This window comes from Rhodohalobacter halophilus, from assembly GCF_001715195.1.
In the GTDB taxonomy this organism is placed as follows: domain Bacteria; phylum Bacteroidota; class Rhodothermia; order Balneolales; family Balneolaceae; genus Rhodohalobacter; species Rhodohalobacter halophilus.
In genome coordinates this window covers 123,683-141,742 of the sequence record NZ_MDWE01000012.1, presented here as the reverse complement: position 1 = coordinate 141,742, position 18,060 = coordinate 123,683, and the positions used below count along the sequence as shown (strand labels likewise).

At 44.3% G+C, this 18,060-nt stretch carries 15 protein-coding genes; 5 read left to right on the top strand and 10 right to left on the bottom strand.

All coding sequences use genetic code 11. The features are described from left to right. Position 1: 1 nt before the first annotated feature. Together rsmI and lnt are read left to right on the top strand one after the other, a co-directional pair. Positions 2–685 carry a 16S rRNA (cytidine(1402)-2'-O)-methyltransferase gene (gene rsmI, locus BG260_RS04930; protein ID WP_069130842.1) on the top strand — a complete coding sequence of 228 codons (684 nt, stop codon included), beginning with the start codon at positions 2–4 and terminating at the stop codon, positions 683–685. Further along, positions 685–2,232, top strand: coding sequence for an apolipoprotein N-acyltransferase (gene lnt / locus BG260_RS04925; RefSeq protein ID WP_069130841.1), 1,548 nt, complete (start codon positions 685–687; stop codon positions 2,230–2,232). The genes rsmI and lnt overlap by 1 nt, the downstream gene beginning before the upstream one ends. Here the strand turns inward: lnt and BG260_RS04920 are convergent. From BG260_RS04920 to BG260_RS04895, 6 genes are all read right to left on the bottom strand, one after another. Further along, the gene (locus BG260_RS04920) at positions 2,229–3,965 is read right to left on the bottom strand and encodes a phospho-sugar mutase (protein WP_069130840.1); all 1,737 of its coding nucleotides are present in this window, start codon (positions 3,963–3,965) and stop codon (positions 2,229–2,231) included. The genes lnt and BG260_RS04920 overlap by 4 nt on opposite strands. Positions 3,966–4,105: 140 nt before the next feature. Further along, positions 4,106–4,543 (bottom strand): peptidylprolyl isomerase, encoded by a 438-nt coding sequence (locus tag BG260_RS04915; RefSeq protein WP_069130839.1) that lies wholly within the window; start codon positions 4,541–4,543, stop codon positions 4,106–4,108. A 48-nt stretch (positions 4,544–4,591) separates the two neighbouring features. Next, positions 4,592–5,113: a hypothetical protein gene (locus tag BG260_RS04910; protein WP_069130838.1), complete on the bottom strand. Its 522-nt coding sequence runs from the start codon at positions 5,111–5,113 to the stop codon at positions 4,592–4,594. Between the two features lie 5 nt (positions 5,114–5,118). Beyond that, positions 5,119–6,657 carry a trypsin-like peptidase domain-containing protein gene (locus BG260_RS04905; protein WP_069130837.1) on the bottom strand — a complete coding sequence of 513 codons (1,539 nt, stop codon included), beginning with the start codon at positions 6,655–6,657 and terminating at the stop codon, positions 5,119–5,121. Between the two features lie 3 nt (positions 6,658–6,660). After that, entirely contained in the window at positions 6,661–7,401 is a 741-nt protein-coding gene (gene recO / locus BG260_RS04900; RefSeq protein WP_069130836.1) for a DNA repair protein RecO, read from the bottom strand. Between the two features lie 48 nt (positions 7,402–7,449). Next, complete coding sequence (locus BG260_RS04895; RefSeq protein WP_069130835.1) at positions 7,450–9,954, bottom strand: efflux RND transporter permease subunit; 2,505 nt, start codon at positions 9,952–9,954, stop codon at positions 7,450–7,452. Between the two features lie 554 nt (positions 9,955–10,508). Between BG260_RS04895 and BG260_RS04890 the strand changes: the two genes are divergently transcribed. The 3 genes from BG260_RS04890 (at position 10,509) to BG260_RS04880 (ending at position 13,018) form a co-directional block, all read left to right on the top strand. Continuing rightward, a complete protein-coding gene (locus BG260_RS04890; protein ID WP_069130834.1) occupies positions 10,509–11,507 on the top strand; it encodes a potassium channel beta subunit family protein in 999 nt (332 codons plus the stop codon). A gap of 117 nt (positions 11,508–11,624) precedes the next feature. Beyond that, positions 11,625–12,131 carry a hypothetical protein gene (locus BG260_RS04885; RefSeq protein ID WP_069130833.1) on the top strand — a complete coding sequence of 169 codons (507 nt, stop codon included), beginning with the start codon at positions 11,625–11,627 and terminating at the stop codon, positions 12,129–12,131. Continuing rightward, positions 12,128–13,018: a hypothetical protein gene (locus tag BG260_RS04880; RefSeq protein ID WP_069130832.1), complete on the top strand. Its 891-nt coding sequence runs from the start codon at positions 12,128–12,130 to the stop codon at positions 13,016–13,018. Before BG260_RS04885 ends, BG260_RS04880 begins: the two co-directional genes overlap by 4 nt. 12 nt (positions 13,019–13,030) lie before the next feature. On the opposite strand, the gene BG260_RS04875 is transcribed toward BG260_RS04880, so the two are convergent. The 4 genes from BG260_RS04875 to BG260_RS04860 form a co-directional block, all read right to left on the bottom strand. Then, positions 13,031–14,809 carry an SLC13 family permease gene (locus BG260_RS04875; protein ID WP_069130831.1) on the bottom strand — a complete coding sequence of 593 codons (1,779 nt, stop codon included), beginning with the start codon at positions 14,807–14,809 and terminating at the stop codon, positions 13,031–13,033. A gap of 43 nt (positions 14,810–14,852) precedes the next feature. Further along, positions 14,853–16,073 carry an MFS transporter gene (locus tag BG260_RS04870; protein ID WP_069130830.1) on the bottom strand — a complete coding sequence of 407 codons (1,221 nt, stop codon included), beginning with the start codon at positions 16,071–16,073 and terminating at the stop codon, positions 14,853–14,855. A 323-nt stretch (positions 16,074–16,396) separates the two neighbouring features. Further along, positions 16,397–17,164: a TatD family hydrolase gene (locus BG260_RS04865; protein ID WP_069130829.1), complete on the bottom strand. Its 768-nt coding sequence runs from the start codon at positions 17,162–17,164 to the stop codon at positions 16,397–16,399. Positions 17,165–17,193: 29 nt separating this feature from the next. Beyond that, a complete protein-coding gene (locus BG260_RS04860; RefSeq protein WP_069130828.1) occupies positions 17,194–18,051 on the bottom strand; it encodes a hypothetical protein in 858 nt (285 codons plus the stop codon). Positions 18,052–18,060 lie beyond the last annotated feature (9 nt).

Sequence of the window (18,060 nt, the reverse complement as noted above, 5' to 3'; positions counted from 1 at the left end):
ATTGGCAACTCTTTATCTTGTTGCAACACCTATCGGAAATCTGGAGGATTTTTCTGCTCGTGCTGTTTCTACGCTTCAGTCTGTTGATCAGATTGCGTGTGAAGACACCCGAACGTCCGGCGTGTTGTTGCAGCACTTTCAAATCAATAAACCGACATTTTCGTTTCATCAGCACAATGAACACCAAAAAGTTAAGCATTTGATCAATCTGCTGGATGGCGGACAAAATATCGCTCTGATCAGTGATGCGGGAATGCCGGCAATCTCCGATCCGGGATTTTTAGCTACACGCGCTGCTCATCAAAACGGACACAGCGTTATCGCCATTCCCGGGCCCAATGCCGTAACCACGGCCTTGGCAGTTAGCGGTTTACCAAGCGATCGATTTACTTTCGAAGGTTTCCTCCCACCCAAAAAGGGCCGGCAGACTCGAATTCAAGAAATTGCAGACAGTGATATTACATCCGTTGTGTATGAGAGTCCTCACAAACTGGTACGTTTTTTAGAAAAATTACACGAATTTGCCGGAGACGACCGTTGGGTATGCATCACCAGAGAATTGACGAAAAAATTTGAAGAAACAGACCGGGCTCAATTGGGTGAACTTTTAAAAAGATGGCGCAACAAAGACTCCATTAAAGGCGAAATTGCAATCGTCATTGCCGGAAAAAGTTATAGCGAATAATGAAGAACAGACGTTTTTGGAACTCCCCCTGGATCCTCTCCGTTACCTCTGCAATTCTGTTAAGCCTCTCATTTCCTCCATTTGATCTGGCCATACTTCAGATTCCGGCATTTATCATGTTATTTCGAATTGCGGCAATCAGTCAAACTGCCCGCGAGACGATTCTCTATACTTATCCGGCGTTTGTTTTGTGGAATCTCTTTGTTACCTACTGGCTGATGATGGCAACTTTTGCCGGGGGAATGGCTGCCATTCTCGCAAATGCTGCCATCATGCTGATTCCACTACTCCTCATCAGAAAACTTTTTGAAACAGATTTCAACCCGATTGGCGCATCATTTTTTGCAGCTACATTCTGGGTGAGTTACGAATTTCTCCACCATCACTGGGACCTTGCCTGGCCGTGGCTCACACTTGGTAATGGATGGTCAAACCTGGTCAACATCATACAGTACATCTCAACGACCGGAGTCTTTGGCATCTCTTTTTGGGTCGTTTTCACATCAGCCCTGCTCTACCGATATATCGCTGAACCGTCGAAACCCATATTATATGCAGCCATCACCATCTTTCTGGCATTTCCAGTTCTCTCTATTTTTTCCATGATTATGCAGACACAAGAGCAGGGTGAGCCGGTTGAAGTAGCCATTATTCAGCCAAACTCAGATTCCTACCAGGATTACGGCGGAATGGATTCCCTGGAAGACCTGCTTGCCAAACTCTTGAGAATGTCCGGTGAAACGGTGACTGAGAACACAGATGTACTGATCTGGCCGGAAAATGCCATAGATTCTGCACTGCCTATCAACAACCGCTATTTTACCGCCATCGAAGACTCCCTCGAACAGTGGAACACCACCCTGATTACCGGATCGGGATATGTGGAGTTTTATGATGAATCAAACAGACCGAAGGTGGCTAGAGTCTCTCAAACGGGTCGGGTTTATGATGTTTACAATGCTGCATTCCACTTTCAACCCGGTAGTTCAGCGAATATTTACCGGAAAGGCCGGCTTGTTCCCATTGTTGAGCGTTTCCCGTTTGTGGAGTTTTTTCAGGCGATCGACATTTTTGGATGGGTAGACTGGGGTGGAATTGTAGGTTACGGACTCGGGGTTGAAGCCAATAATTTTAACGTAAACGGTTCAGCAACACCGGCTCTGATCTGTTATGACTCGGTATTCCCAAGCTGGGTCAATCAGTTTGCACAGGGAGGGGCCGGCTTTTTGACGATCATTACCAACGATGGCTGGTGGGGGGATTCCGGCGGCCACATTCAGCATTTTGCCTACGCCAGATTGCGAGCCATCGAACATCGAAAATGGGTTGCCAGATCGGCCAATAACGGTATTTCAGGAATAATTTCGCCCGATGGCAAGGTGCAGGTAGAAACGGAATACTGGACCGAAGACGCATTCACGTTTACCATTTACGACCGGAAAATCCCCACATTCTATACGAAATATGGGGATTGGTTCAGTTATCTTATGTTGCTATCCACGGCAGGCGGATTGGGTATTATATGGTTGAAAAGACGAAGGGATTAAAAATCCAGCTCACTTTTAATTTTGCCGATCACTTCATCCAATTCGGCAGACGTTTGTCTGTATTCCGACTCATCAGATAATTGCCCATTCACACTTATGTAGAACTTAATTTTCGGCTCCGTACCGGAAGGACGTGCAGAGATGATATAATCTCCTTCCGTGATGAACTGAAGAACATTCGATGCCGGAAAATCGAGACTATTGACCCTGCCGCTCTCCACGTCTGTTTCAGTTAAATGCATGTAGTCTTTTACAGTTACTACGTTCCGGCCTGCAAACGACTCCGGTGCCTGATGGCGAAGACCATCCATTATTTTCTGAATCTCTTCAGCACCGCTCTTTCCTTCTTTTTTCACCGAGATCAACTCCTCTTTGTACAGACCATATTTTTCATAAATGTCCAGCAATACATCATAAAGTGAAAGCCCCTCATTTTTGTAGTAGGCAGTCATTTCAGCAATCATTGTGCAGGAAACAACAGCATCCTTATCCCGTACATGATCACCGATCAAGTAGCCATAACTCTCTTCACCGCCAACAATAAACTTTTCCCGTCCCTGAAGCTCTGTCATCAGTGAACCGATGTATTTGAATCCGGTAAGTGTATTGTAACAGTTAACCCCTTTTGAACGCGCAATTTTATCCATCAAATAGGATGTGACGATGGTTTTAACCACATACTCATTTCCCTGCAAAATGCCTTTTTCTTCCCAAGCAGAGAGCAGATAGTTAAACAACAATACCCCGGTCTGATTTCCATTTAAAAGTTCAAACTCTCCGGCTTCATTTTTCACGGCAATACCCACACGATCAGCATCCGGATCGGTAGCCATCACAAGATCTGCATCCAGATCTTCAGCTTTTTGTAATGCCATGGAAAGGGCTTCCTTCTCTTCGGGATTTGGATAGACTACGGTCGGGAAATTTCCATCCGGTGTGCACTGCTCTTCCACCAGGTTCACATTCGTAAAACCAAGTCTTTTTAGTGCCTTAGGTACAATGTCCACGGCCGTTCCATGAATGGGTGAAAAGACAATTTTCAGATCATGCTGAGCCTTCACAGCTTCCGGGTAAACTGACTCAGAAACCACGCGATCGATATACATCTCATCCATCTCTGCGCCGATCACCTTCACAAGCTCATCGTTTCGGTTAAAGTTTATTTGCTCAACCGATTCGATTCTGTTTACTTCTGCTATGATATTTTTGTCGTGAGGTTTGATCACCTGGCAACCGTCACTCCAGTATGCTTTATAGCCACTGTACTCTTTAGGATTGTGCGATGCCGTCAGCATCACCCCGCTGTGGCAGTCCAATTCCCGAATGGCAAATGAGAGTTCCGGTGTGGGACGAAGCGACTCAAAATAGTAAACCTTGATTCCATTGGCGCTAAACACATCTGCCACAATGGATGCGAACTCTTCTGCGTTGTTTCTGCTGTCGTGAGCAATTACAACTTTTATCTGCTCGTCAGTGTAGGTTTTCTTGAGATAGTTACTGAGACCCTGTGTAGCTTTACCTAATGTGTACTTATTCACACGGTTTGAACCGACTCCCATGATCCCCCGAAGTCCTCCGGTTCCAAACTCCAGATCTTTGTAGAAAGCATCGGTTAGTTCATCCGACTGACCTTCATCAATCATTTTACGAAGTTTAGATTTTGTCTCTTCGTCGTAATCCCCTTCAAGCCAGCTATTTATCTTTTTTTGTACGGTTTCGTCAAGATTTTTCATCGATGTAGTGATTACCTGGTTTACATTCTCTTGGTTAAGTCTCTGAAATTATTCAGAGTTCGAGATTTCGTTATTGTAAAATTTAAAATATAAAAAAGGCCGGTCATTTTACTGCCGGCCTTCAAACTCATAAATGAATATTACTCTTCAATAATTTCGATGGATTGGATTTTATCGCCCTGGCGTATGTCATCAATCACATCCAGCCCTTCCACCACTTTGCCAAACACTGTATGATTTCTATCAAGGTGCGCCGTGTTTTTACGGCTGTGGCAGATAAAGAATTGTGACCCTCCGGTATCTCTACCTGCATGCGCCATGGATAGAACACCTCGGTCATGATACTGATTATCACCATCCAGTTCGCAGTCGATTGTGTAACCTGGGCCTCCGGTGCCGTCACCTTTCGGGCACCCACCCTGAATAACAAAATCGGGGATTACCCTGTGAAATGTTAACCCGTCATAAAACCCATCTTTCGAAAGGTTAACAAAATTTTCGACCGTTCCGGGAGCATCATCCTGGAAAAACTCCACGTTCATATCCCCTTTTTCTGTCTTAATAATTGCTTCTGGCATGAAACTTCTTTCCCTTTTCAATTAATACGTTTAGTTAATAAGATCTTGTCAAAGTGTTGCAAATTCCGATTCAGAAATGTAGTCGGATAGTTGCTCAGAAATGTTATTTCTTGAAATTTTCATCTGTATAAAAACATGCTGCAAACCCTCTTTTGTTTTCACCTCATGCTGAATATCGGCTTCAGAAAGATCCAGATTTTGCACGGCATTCCGTAAGTTGACAATATATTGTGGAGCCGCATAGGATGACTGACCTTGTTGTTCGGCCAAATTGACCCTCACGTTTTCTGCAAATCTATCCACTTCAAAGATCAAGTTAGCTTTTGCTGAATTTTTGGCCAGTTCCATCGCCTTCGCCTCTGTATCATCCACAGCGTGTGCATATCCAACAAAATGCAGGGAGTCAGATTCAGACTTCACCGCCCCGTTGTACCACTCCGGATGGAAACGATCCGCCTCTTCAACCGGTGGTGCATCAGGTACAGAGTCGGACTGTTGTGTAGCGTTTTCAGTTGTTGAACAGTTGGTGAGCAGTACTGCTGAGATTACAAGCAGAAGTAAATATTTCATCAGAATTAGTTTATTTGAAAGTAGCCGGTAGCCCTTTCGGATGTCAAAATTTTAAGCGTTAAAGATCGGTTGTTTTTTATAGAATTGGTAATCTTTTGTTCCACAACCTGTAAATCTGAAACCGGCTCTCCATCAATTTCAATAATTTCAAATCCTTCTTTCAAACCACGGTTCCAGGCCTCTGATCCGGGAACCACCCGGTGAATGTAAATATTAAACTGACCGGGGTCTTCCGGTGTTGCCAGTGCCCTGAGCGTCATTCCAAGCGACTCAAACCGCTGCTGCTCAACCCCACGTTCCCTTCCGCCTTCGGGAATTTCATCCCACTCATCAAGCTCATTTTCATCGGGGTCGAACGTAGATCGTGGAGGTTCAGGCTGCTCCATTTCGTCCAACAGAACGCTTTTTTGAATGATTTCATTATTCCTCCAAATGGTAAGTGAAACTTCTTCATTCGGCCTGTACATGGCCACTTTCTCCTGCAGCTGATTCGACTCGTTTACCATTTCGCCATTCACTTCAAGAACGATGTCATTTTGCCGAAGCCCTGCCTTGTCTGCAGCACTCTCTCGTTCAATACTCATCACCATCACACCGGATATATTTTCCAGACCTGCTCTCCGGGCCATTCGGTCGTTAACGGACTGAATACTCACACCCAGCTTACCGCGTTTTACTTCGCCAAACTCAATTAGATCGCGGGATACTTTCAGGGCAAGGTTACTCGGAACAGCAAAGCCATACCCCTGGTAATTGCCATTCTGAGTGGCAATAGCTGTATTAATTCCAATTACTTCACCGCTGGTATTGACAAGCGCACCTCCGCTATTTCCACGGTTTATTGCGGCGTCTGTCTGAATGAAACTCTCAATTCGTCTGGCATTCTCGATGATCTGAACATCACGGCTCAGCGCGCTGATGATCCCCGCTGTTACAGTTGATCGGAGCCGGAAAGGATTCCCAACCGCCAACACCCATTCGCCAACTTCTAACCGATCTGAATTCCCGATGGTTGCCGCGGGCAGATTGTCACCGTCAATTTTTAAAACTGCCAGGTCTGTGCTTGGATCTCCTCCCACAACCCGTGCATCAAACGTTCGTTTGTCGTCAAGGGTTACCGTTATTCCATTCCTGATGGCATCCTCAATAACATGGTTATTGGTGAGAATATATCCATCGGAAGATATCAAAACTCCGGAACCCACGGTTTGAATCCGCGGTGGTACAAATCGCTCCCAGAATCGATTCTCCTCTTCCCCCTCTTCGTTTCTTGCCCGTCGATTGCGAGTGGTAACAACCGTTTCAATATAGACAACCGTAGGAGTTACAGAACGGGCAACGGATCTAAAAAGAAACCGGTCGTCAATTTTTTCGAGATCTTCGGTGGTTAAAAATGGCTGATCACTGCGATTAATATCCGTAACCCGTACTTCGGCAAGATCAATTGAGATCGCTCCATCACGGAAAAAAGTCAAAATCATCCCGAGCAATACCCCAATGAGTACTAAAAGTATTCCGGTAAGAAATTTATCTCGGGTTTTCATGGATTAATCTGCAAGTAGTTGCTCAAAAATGGCATCCGATTTTCTCGGTTTTACCCCTTCAATATGATAACGAAAATATTTATCCAAATGATCTATAAGCGCGTTTAATTCACTCTTTGATAAACTTATATCAAAAATGGTTGATTTCATAGAGCGGAGCGACTCGCTTACAAACAGAAACTGTTTTGGTGTAAGGCGTACCGACTCTCCCTCAACCGAATCTCCTGTCAACGTTCCGGATTGAATATTGATATAACCCTCTTTAATCTGCTGATGTTCCTCGGTGATATTCTGTATCCCAATTCCCAGCAGCTGGGTTAGCCGAATCTGGATATAGGGAAACATGATTCGGGATACTTTTTCTTGATGGTTCATCCAGGGCAGCATCACAGAAAGAAACTCAAATAGCGGATCATTAACTTCATTGTCGTGCAAAAGTTGTGATGCCAGTTCGAGCGTAACCGTTGCAAGTGCCATCTTCTCCAGATCGAAGCGAAGATTATCTAACTTTTGGGCATAGGAAGCATCTGAAAGGGTTTGAACCTGCCGGGTTTGCTTCATGTAATAAACCACTTCTAAAATTTGACCGGGAACCAGGTAGGCTGAAAATTTACTTTTCGGTTTACGAGCCCCTTTCGCAATGACGGCAATTTTGCCGTGTTTACGGGTAAAAAGTGTGGCTATGATGCTCGACTCCTGGTACTCAACCGTGCGCAAAACGATGGCTTCTGATTTCGTTATCATCGAGCAAAAATTTTAATTCTGCGTAAAATACCAAATCAATCCGGAAAACTAATGTATCCAGCCTCTGTCTTCCAAAAACTGAACCATTGCCGGCAGGAACGTAAGTGCTGATAACAGGGTCATCCCGATACCCACAACAGCCATGATTCCGATGGACTGAAGCCCCGGATGATTTGTAAAGAGCAAACCTGCAAAACCCATCATGGTTGTAAATGATCCTACGGTGATATGTTGTCCTGTACTCGAAAGCACTTCCCACATGCTTTTCTGGCCTTCATCACGATAACGGTGAGCCAGGTGAACCCCATTGTCGCAGCCAATACCAAGTACGGCGGGAAGTACAACAAGGTTGTAAAAGTTGAATTTCAGTCCAAATAACATCATGATACCAAAAAGCCAGAGCAGGCCGATAATTAACGGGATCAGTGCAATCAGTGCCCAGCGAAGATTTTTAAAGCTGAACCAGATAAACAGAAATACGATGAGAAATGTAGCCGAAACCATGTAGGGACTCTCGGTTCGCATCAGGTCTAACATTGTGGCAGCAACAATAGATGTGCTTGCAGAGTAATATTTTTTTCCGCTGGCAAGCTCCACTTCTCCAACTTCATTTTTGAAAGCGATGGAACGTAAACCATCAGAGAGTCCACTGTCGGGGTAGATAATGACAAACCGTCCAATCTCTCCATCCTGTGTCATGAAACGATTTTTCAGAAAATCAGGAATAATCTCTTCATCAAGAGGTTCGCGAGTTTGAGAGCCTCTCCGAAGCAGATCCAGGTTTTCATCCTCCTGGTCGCGAATAAAACTGTTTTGAAGCAGCTCACGGATTTCGGCTATGTGCTGTAACTTTTCATTCGCCATCTCCACATCAGGGGGAAAACGCTCTTGTAATGCCTCTACATCACGAATAATCGTTTCCGGATTTTGATCGCGGCGAGTTCGCAGGGTATCCAGAATTTCAAACACATCATCATCTGTATCTGCAATGATGTATGCCGGATTTCGGCGACCGTTTTCATCTACCCCGGATGTAAACTCTTTGAACTGCTCATACTCCTCAAACGTAGGTTCAAGATTTCCGAATTCATATTCGAACCTTAAACTTCCGGAAAAAATCAGTACAACGATAGAGATTAAAAGACCAGCTGAAACAATTGAGCGAGCATATGGGTAGCGATGAATTGCTTTCGATCGCTCAAAATCGTCATCAATACGGTTGGTCAGTATCCAGTTCCAACGTTCGAATATGACAAGCAGCGCAGGCAGAACAAACAGCATTGCCGTAAGCGCAAAGAGAATACCCAAACCCGCAATAAATCCAAATTCAGAAAAACCTCTAAAGTCTGCGAACATCAACACAAACAGCGCAGATGCCGTTGTTAATGCACTTACAATAATTGCAGCGCCGGTTTTATCGTACGCAAGCAAAACGCTATTTTCAACCGATCTTCCCATCGACCGATACTCAATATATCGAGCATAGTAGTGGATGCCGTAATCGATTCCGAGACCGAAAAGAATTACAAAAAGTACTGAGGTCATCGTGTTCAAAACCTCGATGTGCAGATAAGTAATCCCAAATGTCCACATCAAACTGATAAGCAGCGGGATTCCGATCACCAGAACGGGAACCGGCATTCTGACAAAATGGGACCAGAATGAGTGCCTCTGCCCCAGCTTAGACCCTTTTCGGTAGTGAATATATTTTTTAATGAAGAAGTAGAACATCACGAGCAGAATCACGCTGCTTATTCCCAATGAGAAGCTGTTAAAAACGTCGTTCATGATCGACTCAAATTCATTGAGATGGCGTTTCAGACGGCCTCCAAACTGAACCTCCATTTCGGGATGAAATGCTGCAATATCAATCCCGTCGAGCATCCGTTGATACTCTTCAAACATATCTTCCAGGTAGCGAATATCACTTTGCGGACCATTCGGGTAGAGAGTAAGAATCACCACAGAACTGTCGGCATTGGTTGCGTACTCGGGTGGAATCAATTTATCATAACTGTCACGAAATCTGCTGATGTCGGAGCTATCCTCTTCCTCCTCATCATCAAACTCATCAGAAAAATCGATAAAGAAAGGGTTCGCCTCTTCCCTTGCCCGGTCAATTTCATCCTGGAGGTACTCTTTGATTTCAATCAACTCCGTAACCGTTGCCAGATAAAGAGCGTTATCCTGTAAGGTTTCGGTATCTCTTCGCAGCTCAGCGCGGCTAAAAAAGCTGTCTTCGTAACGGGGATAGTAGAGCTCCAGACTCCGCTCGGCCAGCAACTCCGCAAGAGCAATGTTTGCATCAAAATCGGGTGATTTAATGGCAACCTGCATCTCTGTTTCTCCGCCTGCCGTCTCTTTCAACCTTTCTAATGCCTGGACATTTTCGTTTGATGGAGGCAGAAGGTTGGCGATATCCGTATCAATCGTAAGTTTGGATGCAAAAAAGCCTGATAAAATTGCTAAAAGGAGTGCAGTGACTATAACCGTATATGGCCGGCGATTGCTTAAATCTACCACCGGTAAGAAAAATCGAATAATTTTAGACATCAGATCAGTTTGCGGTCAGAAAAATTTTAAGTGGGTAAATTACATAAAATTTGAATCATTTTAGTAATCAGATCATTCAGTACGATTCTACACCTTTCCTGCCTGAATGTTCTTATTGGCTGATGGTTTTAACATAAATGGCAACTTGATCCGGCTACAATGTAAGGTTTGTTTTTATAACTGTTGGGCAATGCAGAATCATCTCATGCTAAATGCCGGGCCAACTGTTCGTCTAAAACATTTGGCTGTCAAAATTATTACAATTTAATTTTGATCCGGAAGGATCATAAAAAAATAGCCGAAGCAGTGGGAGCCGCTTCGGCTACATGTGTTCTCCTCTCTTGATCGTTGAATATTTAAGTTTTAGCACGTTGTTTTGTTCCGTGTATCCGTGCCATTCCTAAATTAAGGCCCGACGGTGACAGCGTACTGTCATACCATGGGAATACTTTTTGACCGAACGAATACGCTATCTGAATTTCACTGAAGCTCAGAACGTTACAGTTTCATACATTGTTGAAACAGCTAAATGCAAATCAAATCAAACTTAGATCATGGAATATCGATTTCTCGGCCGCTCGGGTTTAAAAGTATCAGCACTCTCCTTTGGTTCATGGGTTACATTTGGAGATCAGATTGATGAAGATATCGCCTACAACTGTATGAAAGAGGCATACGATGCAGGCGTTAACTTCTTTGACAATGCAGAAGCTTATTCCGAGGGACAGTCTGAAAAAATGATGGGAAACATCATAAAGAAAGCAGGATGGAAACGTACAGATCTTGTACTCTCCACTAAGATATTTTGGGGCGGTGAAGGTCCAAACGATTCAGGACTTTCCTACAAGCACATCATCGAAGGAACAAATGCTGCTCTCAAACGGATGCAAACGGATTATGTAGACCTGATCTTTTGTCACAGGCCCGACAAGTTCACCCCGATTGAAGAAACGGTATGGGCGATGAACCAGGTGATTCAGCAGGGAAAAGCCTTCTACTGGGGCACCAGTGAATGGTCATCCGAACAAATCCGTGAAGCGTACCAAATTGCACGAAGAGAGAATTTGCGCCCGCCACTCATGGAGCAGCCGCAGTACAACATGTTTCATCGCGACCGGGTAGAAAAAGAGTATGCACGTCTTTATGATGAGATTGGATTGGGAACCACCATCTGGAGTCCTTTAGCCAGTGGACTGTTAACCGGAAAATATAATGACGGTGTGCCTGATGACAGCCGTCTCTCTCTGGAAAAATACAAATGGCTGCGTGAAAATCTGCTCGAAACTGAATCGGGTAAACAAAAGCTTAAAAAAGTAGGTAAACTGGCAAACGTAGCGGATAAAGCAGGTCTTACTATGCCTGAGATGGCTCTTGCCTGGTGCCTGAGAAATGAGCATGTGAGTACAGTAATTACAGGTGCATCCAAACCTGAACAGGTTAAGCAGAATATGCAAACTATCGACAAGCTGGATAAGTTAACTGACGATGTACTGAACGAAATCGAAACAATTCTGGACAACAAACCTGAAGAGGAGAAGGACTTCAGAAGGTAGGAAGTTTTTCTAGTATAACTACGTAACTTACAGAGGCGCAGAATTAATGTTTTGCGCCTTTTCTTTTGAATCAGTCTATTGTACATTTATAGATAAATACAATAAACACAATTCTGTATGACAGAAAATGAGTCTAAGCGCGGAATGAAGGTACTTGGTGTGACACTGCTCATCATGGCACTTCTGGTGGCACCTCATGAAGGGGAATTCTGGCCGTTCAGTATCTATCCGATGTTTTCACAGGCCGGAAATCCATGGACACGCGCAATGGTATTGGATGTTACGGGTTACGACACCGAAGAGATCTGGCAGCAGCGAACCAATGAAGATTTTATAGGGGATCCCATCGCCGTGAGAGAGTACGGCGTAGATGAAATTGATTTTGCCAACTATGTATCCAAAACTGAGAACTGGACGGATAACCGCAGGGAAGCTCTTCGGATTATGTTTGGACTCCAGAATTTTGAAGAGAACAAATGGCTGGTTGTCAAAGCTCACGGGCATCTTGCCGGCAAAGATTCAGTTGCAGTTGATATTATTCCCTGGATTCTGCTAACGAAAGATGGAACTGAACTGAATCCCAACATCAACGCCGCTGAATATATGAAAGGAGGCGATAGATGAATTGGTATGAGAAAATTGGCCATCAACTCTTTGAACCAAACCGAGATCAATCCCCCGGCGAGTTGATCTTCTTTAAAATTTTTGAGCTATTTGTGTTAATCTATACCATCAAGTACGCCTGGGAATGGGGTATTTATACAGAACTTCGAAATACAGAAGTAGTGCTCCCTCTTGGCATTGCAAACTATATCGATATCTCCATCTTTTTTGACTGGAACTTAGCCTTAATCAATGCGGCTGTAATTACTCTCCTATCCGTTATTGCATTTGCCCGCATGGGTTTAAACTGGTTTTACATGGCAGTAATGGTACTTCTGCACATTCAATATGTTGCCAGGTTTTCGCAGGGTGAAATACCCCACAGCATGAACCTGATTGGAATGTCTGTTCTCTGTTTTGCAATCGGTTCCATCTGGTTCCCCGATAAGAAACAGATGCCGCGCTTTGTCATCGGGTCAACCATCTTTTTCATCGGTTTAGGATACACCTCTGCTTTTTTTGCGAAACTGATCGGTACCGGAATAAACTGGTTTGATGGGCGACACCTTTGGCTCTGGATCAGTGAAAAGAGTATCGATGTGTACTCTACCATTGGTTATTACGAACCAAATTTTCTGCAGGAACTCGCGCTCAACCATCTTCCTGTAGCATCCCTTATACTACTCATCGGCTGGTTAACAGAGTTGATTGGTTTTACAATGTGGTGGAAAAAAATCCGGCCATACACCACAATGATGCTTATTGGCATGCATGTCGGAATCACACTTACCATGAATATTCGATTTGATGCATTTGTGATGCAGCTGATACTCATAGGATTTCCCTGGTACCTGCTCATTGACCGTTTTGTCAAGAGCACACCGAAGTGGATTGAAAAAATGGTTTGATCTCCATTCCTGCTAAAAAGGCCAAATCACAGGGATAAAGAGAGTAGCTAAAATCCAGAAGATCACGTTGAGCAGCGTTCCCACTTTAAAAAAGTCGGCAACTTCATACTGGCCCGGCCCGTAAATCATGATATTGGTCTGGTAGCCAAATGGTGTAATCAGGCTCAACGAGGCGGCAAAAGTAACGGCATATAAAAACGGTTCATGAGCCACCCCAACTGATGAAGCCGCCTCAATGGCAATCGGGGCTAAAAGTGCCGCCGACGCATTGTTCGACATCACCGCTGTAATGATCAGAGTCAACAGAAAAAATCCCGACATCAACACAGTAGGACCATAACCGGCCAGAACATCTACCATTGAACCGGCTAACATTTCAGCAGCTCCGGTATTATCCATGGCTGTTCCCAGGGGTAAAACACCGGCCAGCAGCATTATCACCTTCCAGTTGATTGAATTGTAAGCTTCCTCAGTTCTCAGGCATCCTGTAAGAATCATTAAAACTACCCCGGTAACTGCACTCACCACAATCGAGGTTAACCCAAATGCGGCTACTGCAACAACTCCTGCCAAAATTGCCAGAGCAATCGGCGTTTTCTTTCTCCTGTGAGAAGTTGAATCGAACCGGGATACTACTAAAAATGATGGATCCTGTTCCAATTCAGAAACCCTGTCTTTGCTCATACTGAGCAGAATTGTATCCCCGCCGGATAATTTCACACGACTCATATTTTCATGCTTCAAATCTCCCTTGTGACGAACAGCAAGCGGAACAGCTCCATGACGTTCAAAGAATGGATAATTGCCTAAAACCATTCTGTCTAACGATGATTCCGGGGTCACCACTGCCTCCACCACACAATCCTGTCCATGCTCCAAATCCCGGTCTACCCACTCTTTTGACGGTTTGATCGTTATATCCTCTCTATCCAATAGTTTTTTAATCTCTTCCGGATTCCCTCGAATTCTCAAAACATCACCCGCCTCAATCAAAACCTCATTCCGCTGTGCCGAAGAGTCCATTTCGTCTTTAAACACGCGGAGCACATCAATATCGAGAGCTTCCGTTAACTTTTTATGATTAAGAAGTTTCCCAACCAGTTCCGAAGAGTCATTGATGATTATGTCTGTCAGATAGCTTTGAAGCTCAAACTGCTTCGTCAACTCCGCCTCTTCTCTTCTTTCAGGAATCATTTTGATACCAACGGTGAACAGGAAAATGAATCCGGCGGCCATAAAGATGAGTCCCATCGGGGTGAGATCAAACATGGCAATGGCACCCAGTCCCCGCTCCTCAGCTATAGAGCTGACCAGAATATTTGTAGATGTTCCGATCAGGGTTGTTACCCCGCCTATCATTCCTGCAAAAGAGAGGGGCATGAGCATTTTAGAGGGACTCACTCCGGCTTTTGATGCGATACTCATGATAACCGGAATAAAGATTGCCACGGCCGCCGTGTTGTTGATGAAGGCGGAAATCACAGCAATAAATAGTAAAAGTGTGAAGAACCAGACCTTAAAATTCTGCTGAATTTTACCGGAAAAGAAATCGCCCACCTGTGAGAGAATTCCCGTTCGTCTCACTCCCTCAGTTAAAATACACATGGCAGCGACCGTAATGGTAGCCGGGTTGCTGAATCCAGATAATCCCTCTGCCGGACTGAGAATTCCGGAAATCATTAAACTCACCATGATGATAATCGCGGCAACATCGAACGTTACATAGTCTGTAACGAACAGAAATACGGCAACAATTAGCAGTACAATTACAAATAGAATCTCAAATGTCATTCCGTCAATCTTTCAAATCAGGATGATTTCCGTCCGGTTCAGTTTATAAGCTTTTATGTAAAAACGGGAATTCTTTACTCTTAAACAAAAGACGGCACGAAAGCAGAGTAGAGAACAGTCCGGTAGAGAGAGCAATCACAAAAATGGATGTCAGTGTAAAATTGTTATCAAGCATCCAGCCCATCAAAAATGGACTCATGGCCGTACTGAATACCATGATGAAGGCAAACAGGCTTTGCACCGTTCCGATCATCCGAGTTCCGTAAAGCTCTGCCCATAATGAGGATTTAAAGGTGCTGCTTAAACCGAGAGTAACGCCAACAAATCCCATGTAAACAAACGCGGTCCAGGTGCCTGAGAAGAAAATAGCTATGGCTAATCCAATGACCATTGGCAGCAACAGAAATGGGAATAGGCTTTGAGCAGAAAAACGATCGATCATCGGACCGGAGATGAGACCGGCAACAATTCGGCTGACTGCAAATGCCACAAATGCCGATGCAACTATTGCGGCTGTCCACCCCATATCGTCTGCTGCCGAAACCTGGTATAGAAAAAGACCGGTTACCCAAAACGGAGGGATTAAAATTGCCGGTATGGTGTAATAGGTACGGTAGTCATGAAAAATTTTGGAGTAGTTTTCTTTAGTGCTTCCAACCTCTTCTTCACTGCCCTCAACCGTGGTACTCTCATTTTTGATGAGTGCCCATAAAAATGGGATGAAGAAAAGTGCAATCAATCCCGCTACAAACCCCCAGACGGTTCTCCAGTGCATATACACCATCATAAAAGCGATCAAAGATGGAAGGATCGCTTCCCCTATCGGATAACCAATTGCTGAAATGCTAAGTGCTTTTCCTCTGTTTTTATCATAAATGCGAGCCATTGTTGCCTGCGCGGTATGGCCGCTCAGCCCCTGTCCGGCCAATCGCAAGAAGATTAAGGCAATAAATAGGATGGCAACGTGCCAAGAGATCGCCATCATTACGGCTGCAAGAAAAAGCCCTCCGGCCACGTACATGCTGTAGTTTCGCAATGGAATTCGATCGATGTACTGCCCAAGGTAGGGAAGAGCGATCGCGCCGGTTAGTGTAGCTAAGGAATACAGGGTACCAAAAGAAGCGTTACTCAGCTCAAAGGTCGTCAGAAAATAGGGTACAAACAGCGAGAGCAGAAACGTTTGGCCAAAACTCGAAAAAAATGTGAAAGATATTGCAAAGGTCAGAAGCCGCCTCTCCTTACGGACGAATGCAAAGTAAGTCATCAGGGAATGTCTGTTAATGTGATCGTTTTGCAGATCGATGTAGTATAATTTTAATTAAGCTTACAAATTACGGGTTTTCCGATTGAAGCTACAGATTTTATTGATAGAAAGATCTGATGAGGCAGTTTTACCAAATAGATCATCTATTTTGTCACAGAGTTGTGAGGTTATCATTGCCGATGCAAAACATTGGGAGGAGAAGGAAATTTTGAATAATGAATGTTGAATATGTTTGTGAGCTTGTCACTTGAGACCTGCAATCTATGACTCATCGGGCAAACCGATATAAAAACTCTTCGGGATTCGAAAGACGATAATGATCCTTATTTCACACCAAAAAGCCTGAATGCATTCTCTGTCGTAATCTCTGCAATCTCTTCTAAAGATCGATCGTGCAACTCGGCCAGATTTTCCGCAATCAATTTAATGTAAGAGGGTTCATTCCGCTTACCGCGATGTGGCGCCGGTGTTAAGTAGGGTGCGTCTGTTTCGAGTATCATTTTTTCAAGCGGAAGCTGCGATACGGTTTTGTTAACACCCGCATTTTTGAATGTAGACACCCCGCCAATTCCAAGATGAAGCCCCAAATCTATAGCCCGTTTACCTTCAGCAACCGTACCGGTGAAGCAGTGCCACACCCCGGTAAGAGTTCCATCTTGTTCTTCTTCAATCATGTCGAGCAGGTCGGTTGTGCTATCTCGATTGTGCAGTACAATAGGTTTTCCGGTAGCTTTGGCTATGTTGCAGTGCATACGTAAGCTGGCTTTCTGCTGGTCCACAAAATCGGTACTCCAGTAGTAATCCAGTCCGGTTTCGCCAATAGCTACCACATCATCCCGTTCACAAAGATCAGCCAGCTTCTGTTCCTCAAACGGCCATACATCTTCCACGCTGCAAGGATGGATTCCCGCCATTTTGTAAAACGTGATCTCCGGATGATACAGATCATCCATCTTTTCAAACGATTTCCAATCAATTGCAGGAAGGAATATGTGAGTAACTCCCGCTTCTACCGATCGGCGATAGACTTCCTCAATATCTTCATTAAACTGTTCGAGGTAGAGATGACAGTGGGTATCTGTGAGTATCAAAAGAAATTGTATTAATTTGTGATTCTAACTTACCAGATTTTGATCGAACGACTTTTCACTCTTTCCAGAAATGATTCAATGACGGGATATCGCACTTCAACATTGGAAAAGCCGGATTTTTCCATCACATTTAGCAGTTTTTCTTTGTGCGAATCCGCTACTTTACCGGTAAAAATAATGTTTTCACTGCCGTTCAAGTTCAACATCGATAGTTGTTGATGAATGAACTCTTCAAAAGCCAGAGCTATTAAACTGTTCAGCTCTTCGGGTAACGATCCGCTCAACACTTCACCTGCAAGTGATGCAAGCTCGCGATTGGGCTTTTCGGCTTGATAGACTCGCGCCATCATACTGCCGTAATCCGACGGATTTAACTTCTGCTTCAAAAAATGAAGTGTCTCTTCTGAAAACTGCTCTCTGAAATAGCCTCGTAAAATTCTCCGGCCTAAATCTGCTGCACTCCCTTCATCACCAATGGCATATCCCAAAGCAGCAGATTTCTGAACCGGCTTGCCCGATTCAATCCTGGCACAAACCGAGCCGGTTCCCAAAACGGCTACTACACCATCCTCGTCCCCAAAAAAAGCGTGCCCTGAGCCCTCAAGATCACTTTTCACAACGATCTTATTCGCAGTGGGAAATACATCACGCAAAAAAGCATGGATCTTTTCATCTGAAACTTGATTTCCTAATCCGGTACCATAAAAATAGATCCTGTCAGGCTGAATATCCGGCAGTTCAGATCGCAGCTCATTGGCATCAGCAACCGGATCTATATATGCCGGGTGTAAACCGCCGGTACGATATAATTTTTGAATCTCGCCTTCAAAAAAAAGCCAATCGGTTTTGGTAGCGCCGCTGTCCGCAATCAGAATCTTCTGCTGCATGAATTAAAA

Excerpts from the sequence above, each read along its gene's own strand:
- lnt (WP_069130841.1), top strand. The coding sequence starts at position 685 with ATGAAGAACAGACGTTTTTGGAACTCCCCCTGGATCCTCTCCGTTACC.
- BG260_RS04920 (WP_069130840.1), bottom strand. The coding sequence starts at position 3,965 with ATGAAAAATCTTGACGAAACCGTACAAAAAAAGATAAATAGCTGGCTT.
- BG260_RS04915 (WP_069130839.1), bottom strand. The coding sequence starts at position 4,543 with ATGCCAGAAGCAATTATTAAGACAGAAAAAGGGGATATGAACGTGGAG.
- BG260_RS04910 (WP_069130838.1), bottom strand. The coding sequence starts at position 5,113 with ATGAAATATTTACTTCTGCTTGTAATCTCAGCAGTACTGCTCACCAAC.
- BG260_RS04905 (WP_069130837.1), bottom strand. The coding sequence starts at position 6,657 with ATGAAAACCCGAGATAAATTTCTTACCGGAATACTTTTAGTACTCATT.
- recO (WP_069130836.1), bottom strand. The coding sequence starts at position 7,401 with ATGATAACGAAATCAGAAGCCATCGTTTTGCGCACGGTTGAGTACCAG.
- BG260_RS04895 (WP_069130835.1), bottom strand. The coding sequence starts at position 9,954 with ATGTCTAAAATTATTCGATTTTTCTTACCGGTGGTAGATTTAAGCAAT.
- BG260_RS04890 (WP_069130834.1), top strand. The coding sequence starts at position 10,509 with ATGGAATATCGATTTCTCGGCCGCTCGGGTTTAAAAGTATCAGCACTC.
- BG260_RS04885 (WP_069130833.1), top strand. The coding sequence starts at position 11,625 with ATGACAGAAAATGAGTCTAAGCGCGGAATGAAGGTACTTGGTGTGACA.
- BG260_RS04880 (WP_069130832.1), top strand. The coding sequence starts at position 12,128 with ATGAATTGGTATGAGAAAATTGGCCATCAACTCTTTGAACCAAACCGA.
- BG260_RS04875 (WP_069130831.1), bottom strand. The coding sequence starts at position 14,809 with ATGACATTTGAGATTCTATTTGTAATTGTACTGCTAATTGTTGCCGTA.
- BG260_RS04870 (WP_069130830.1), bottom strand. The coding sequence starts at position 16,073 with ATGACTTACTTTGCATTCGTCCGTAAGGAGAGGCGGCTTCTGACCTTT.
- BG260_RS04860 (WP_069130828.1), bottom strand. The coding sequence starts at position 18,051 with ATGCAGCAGAAGATTCTGATTGCGGACAGCGGCGCTACCAAAACCGAT.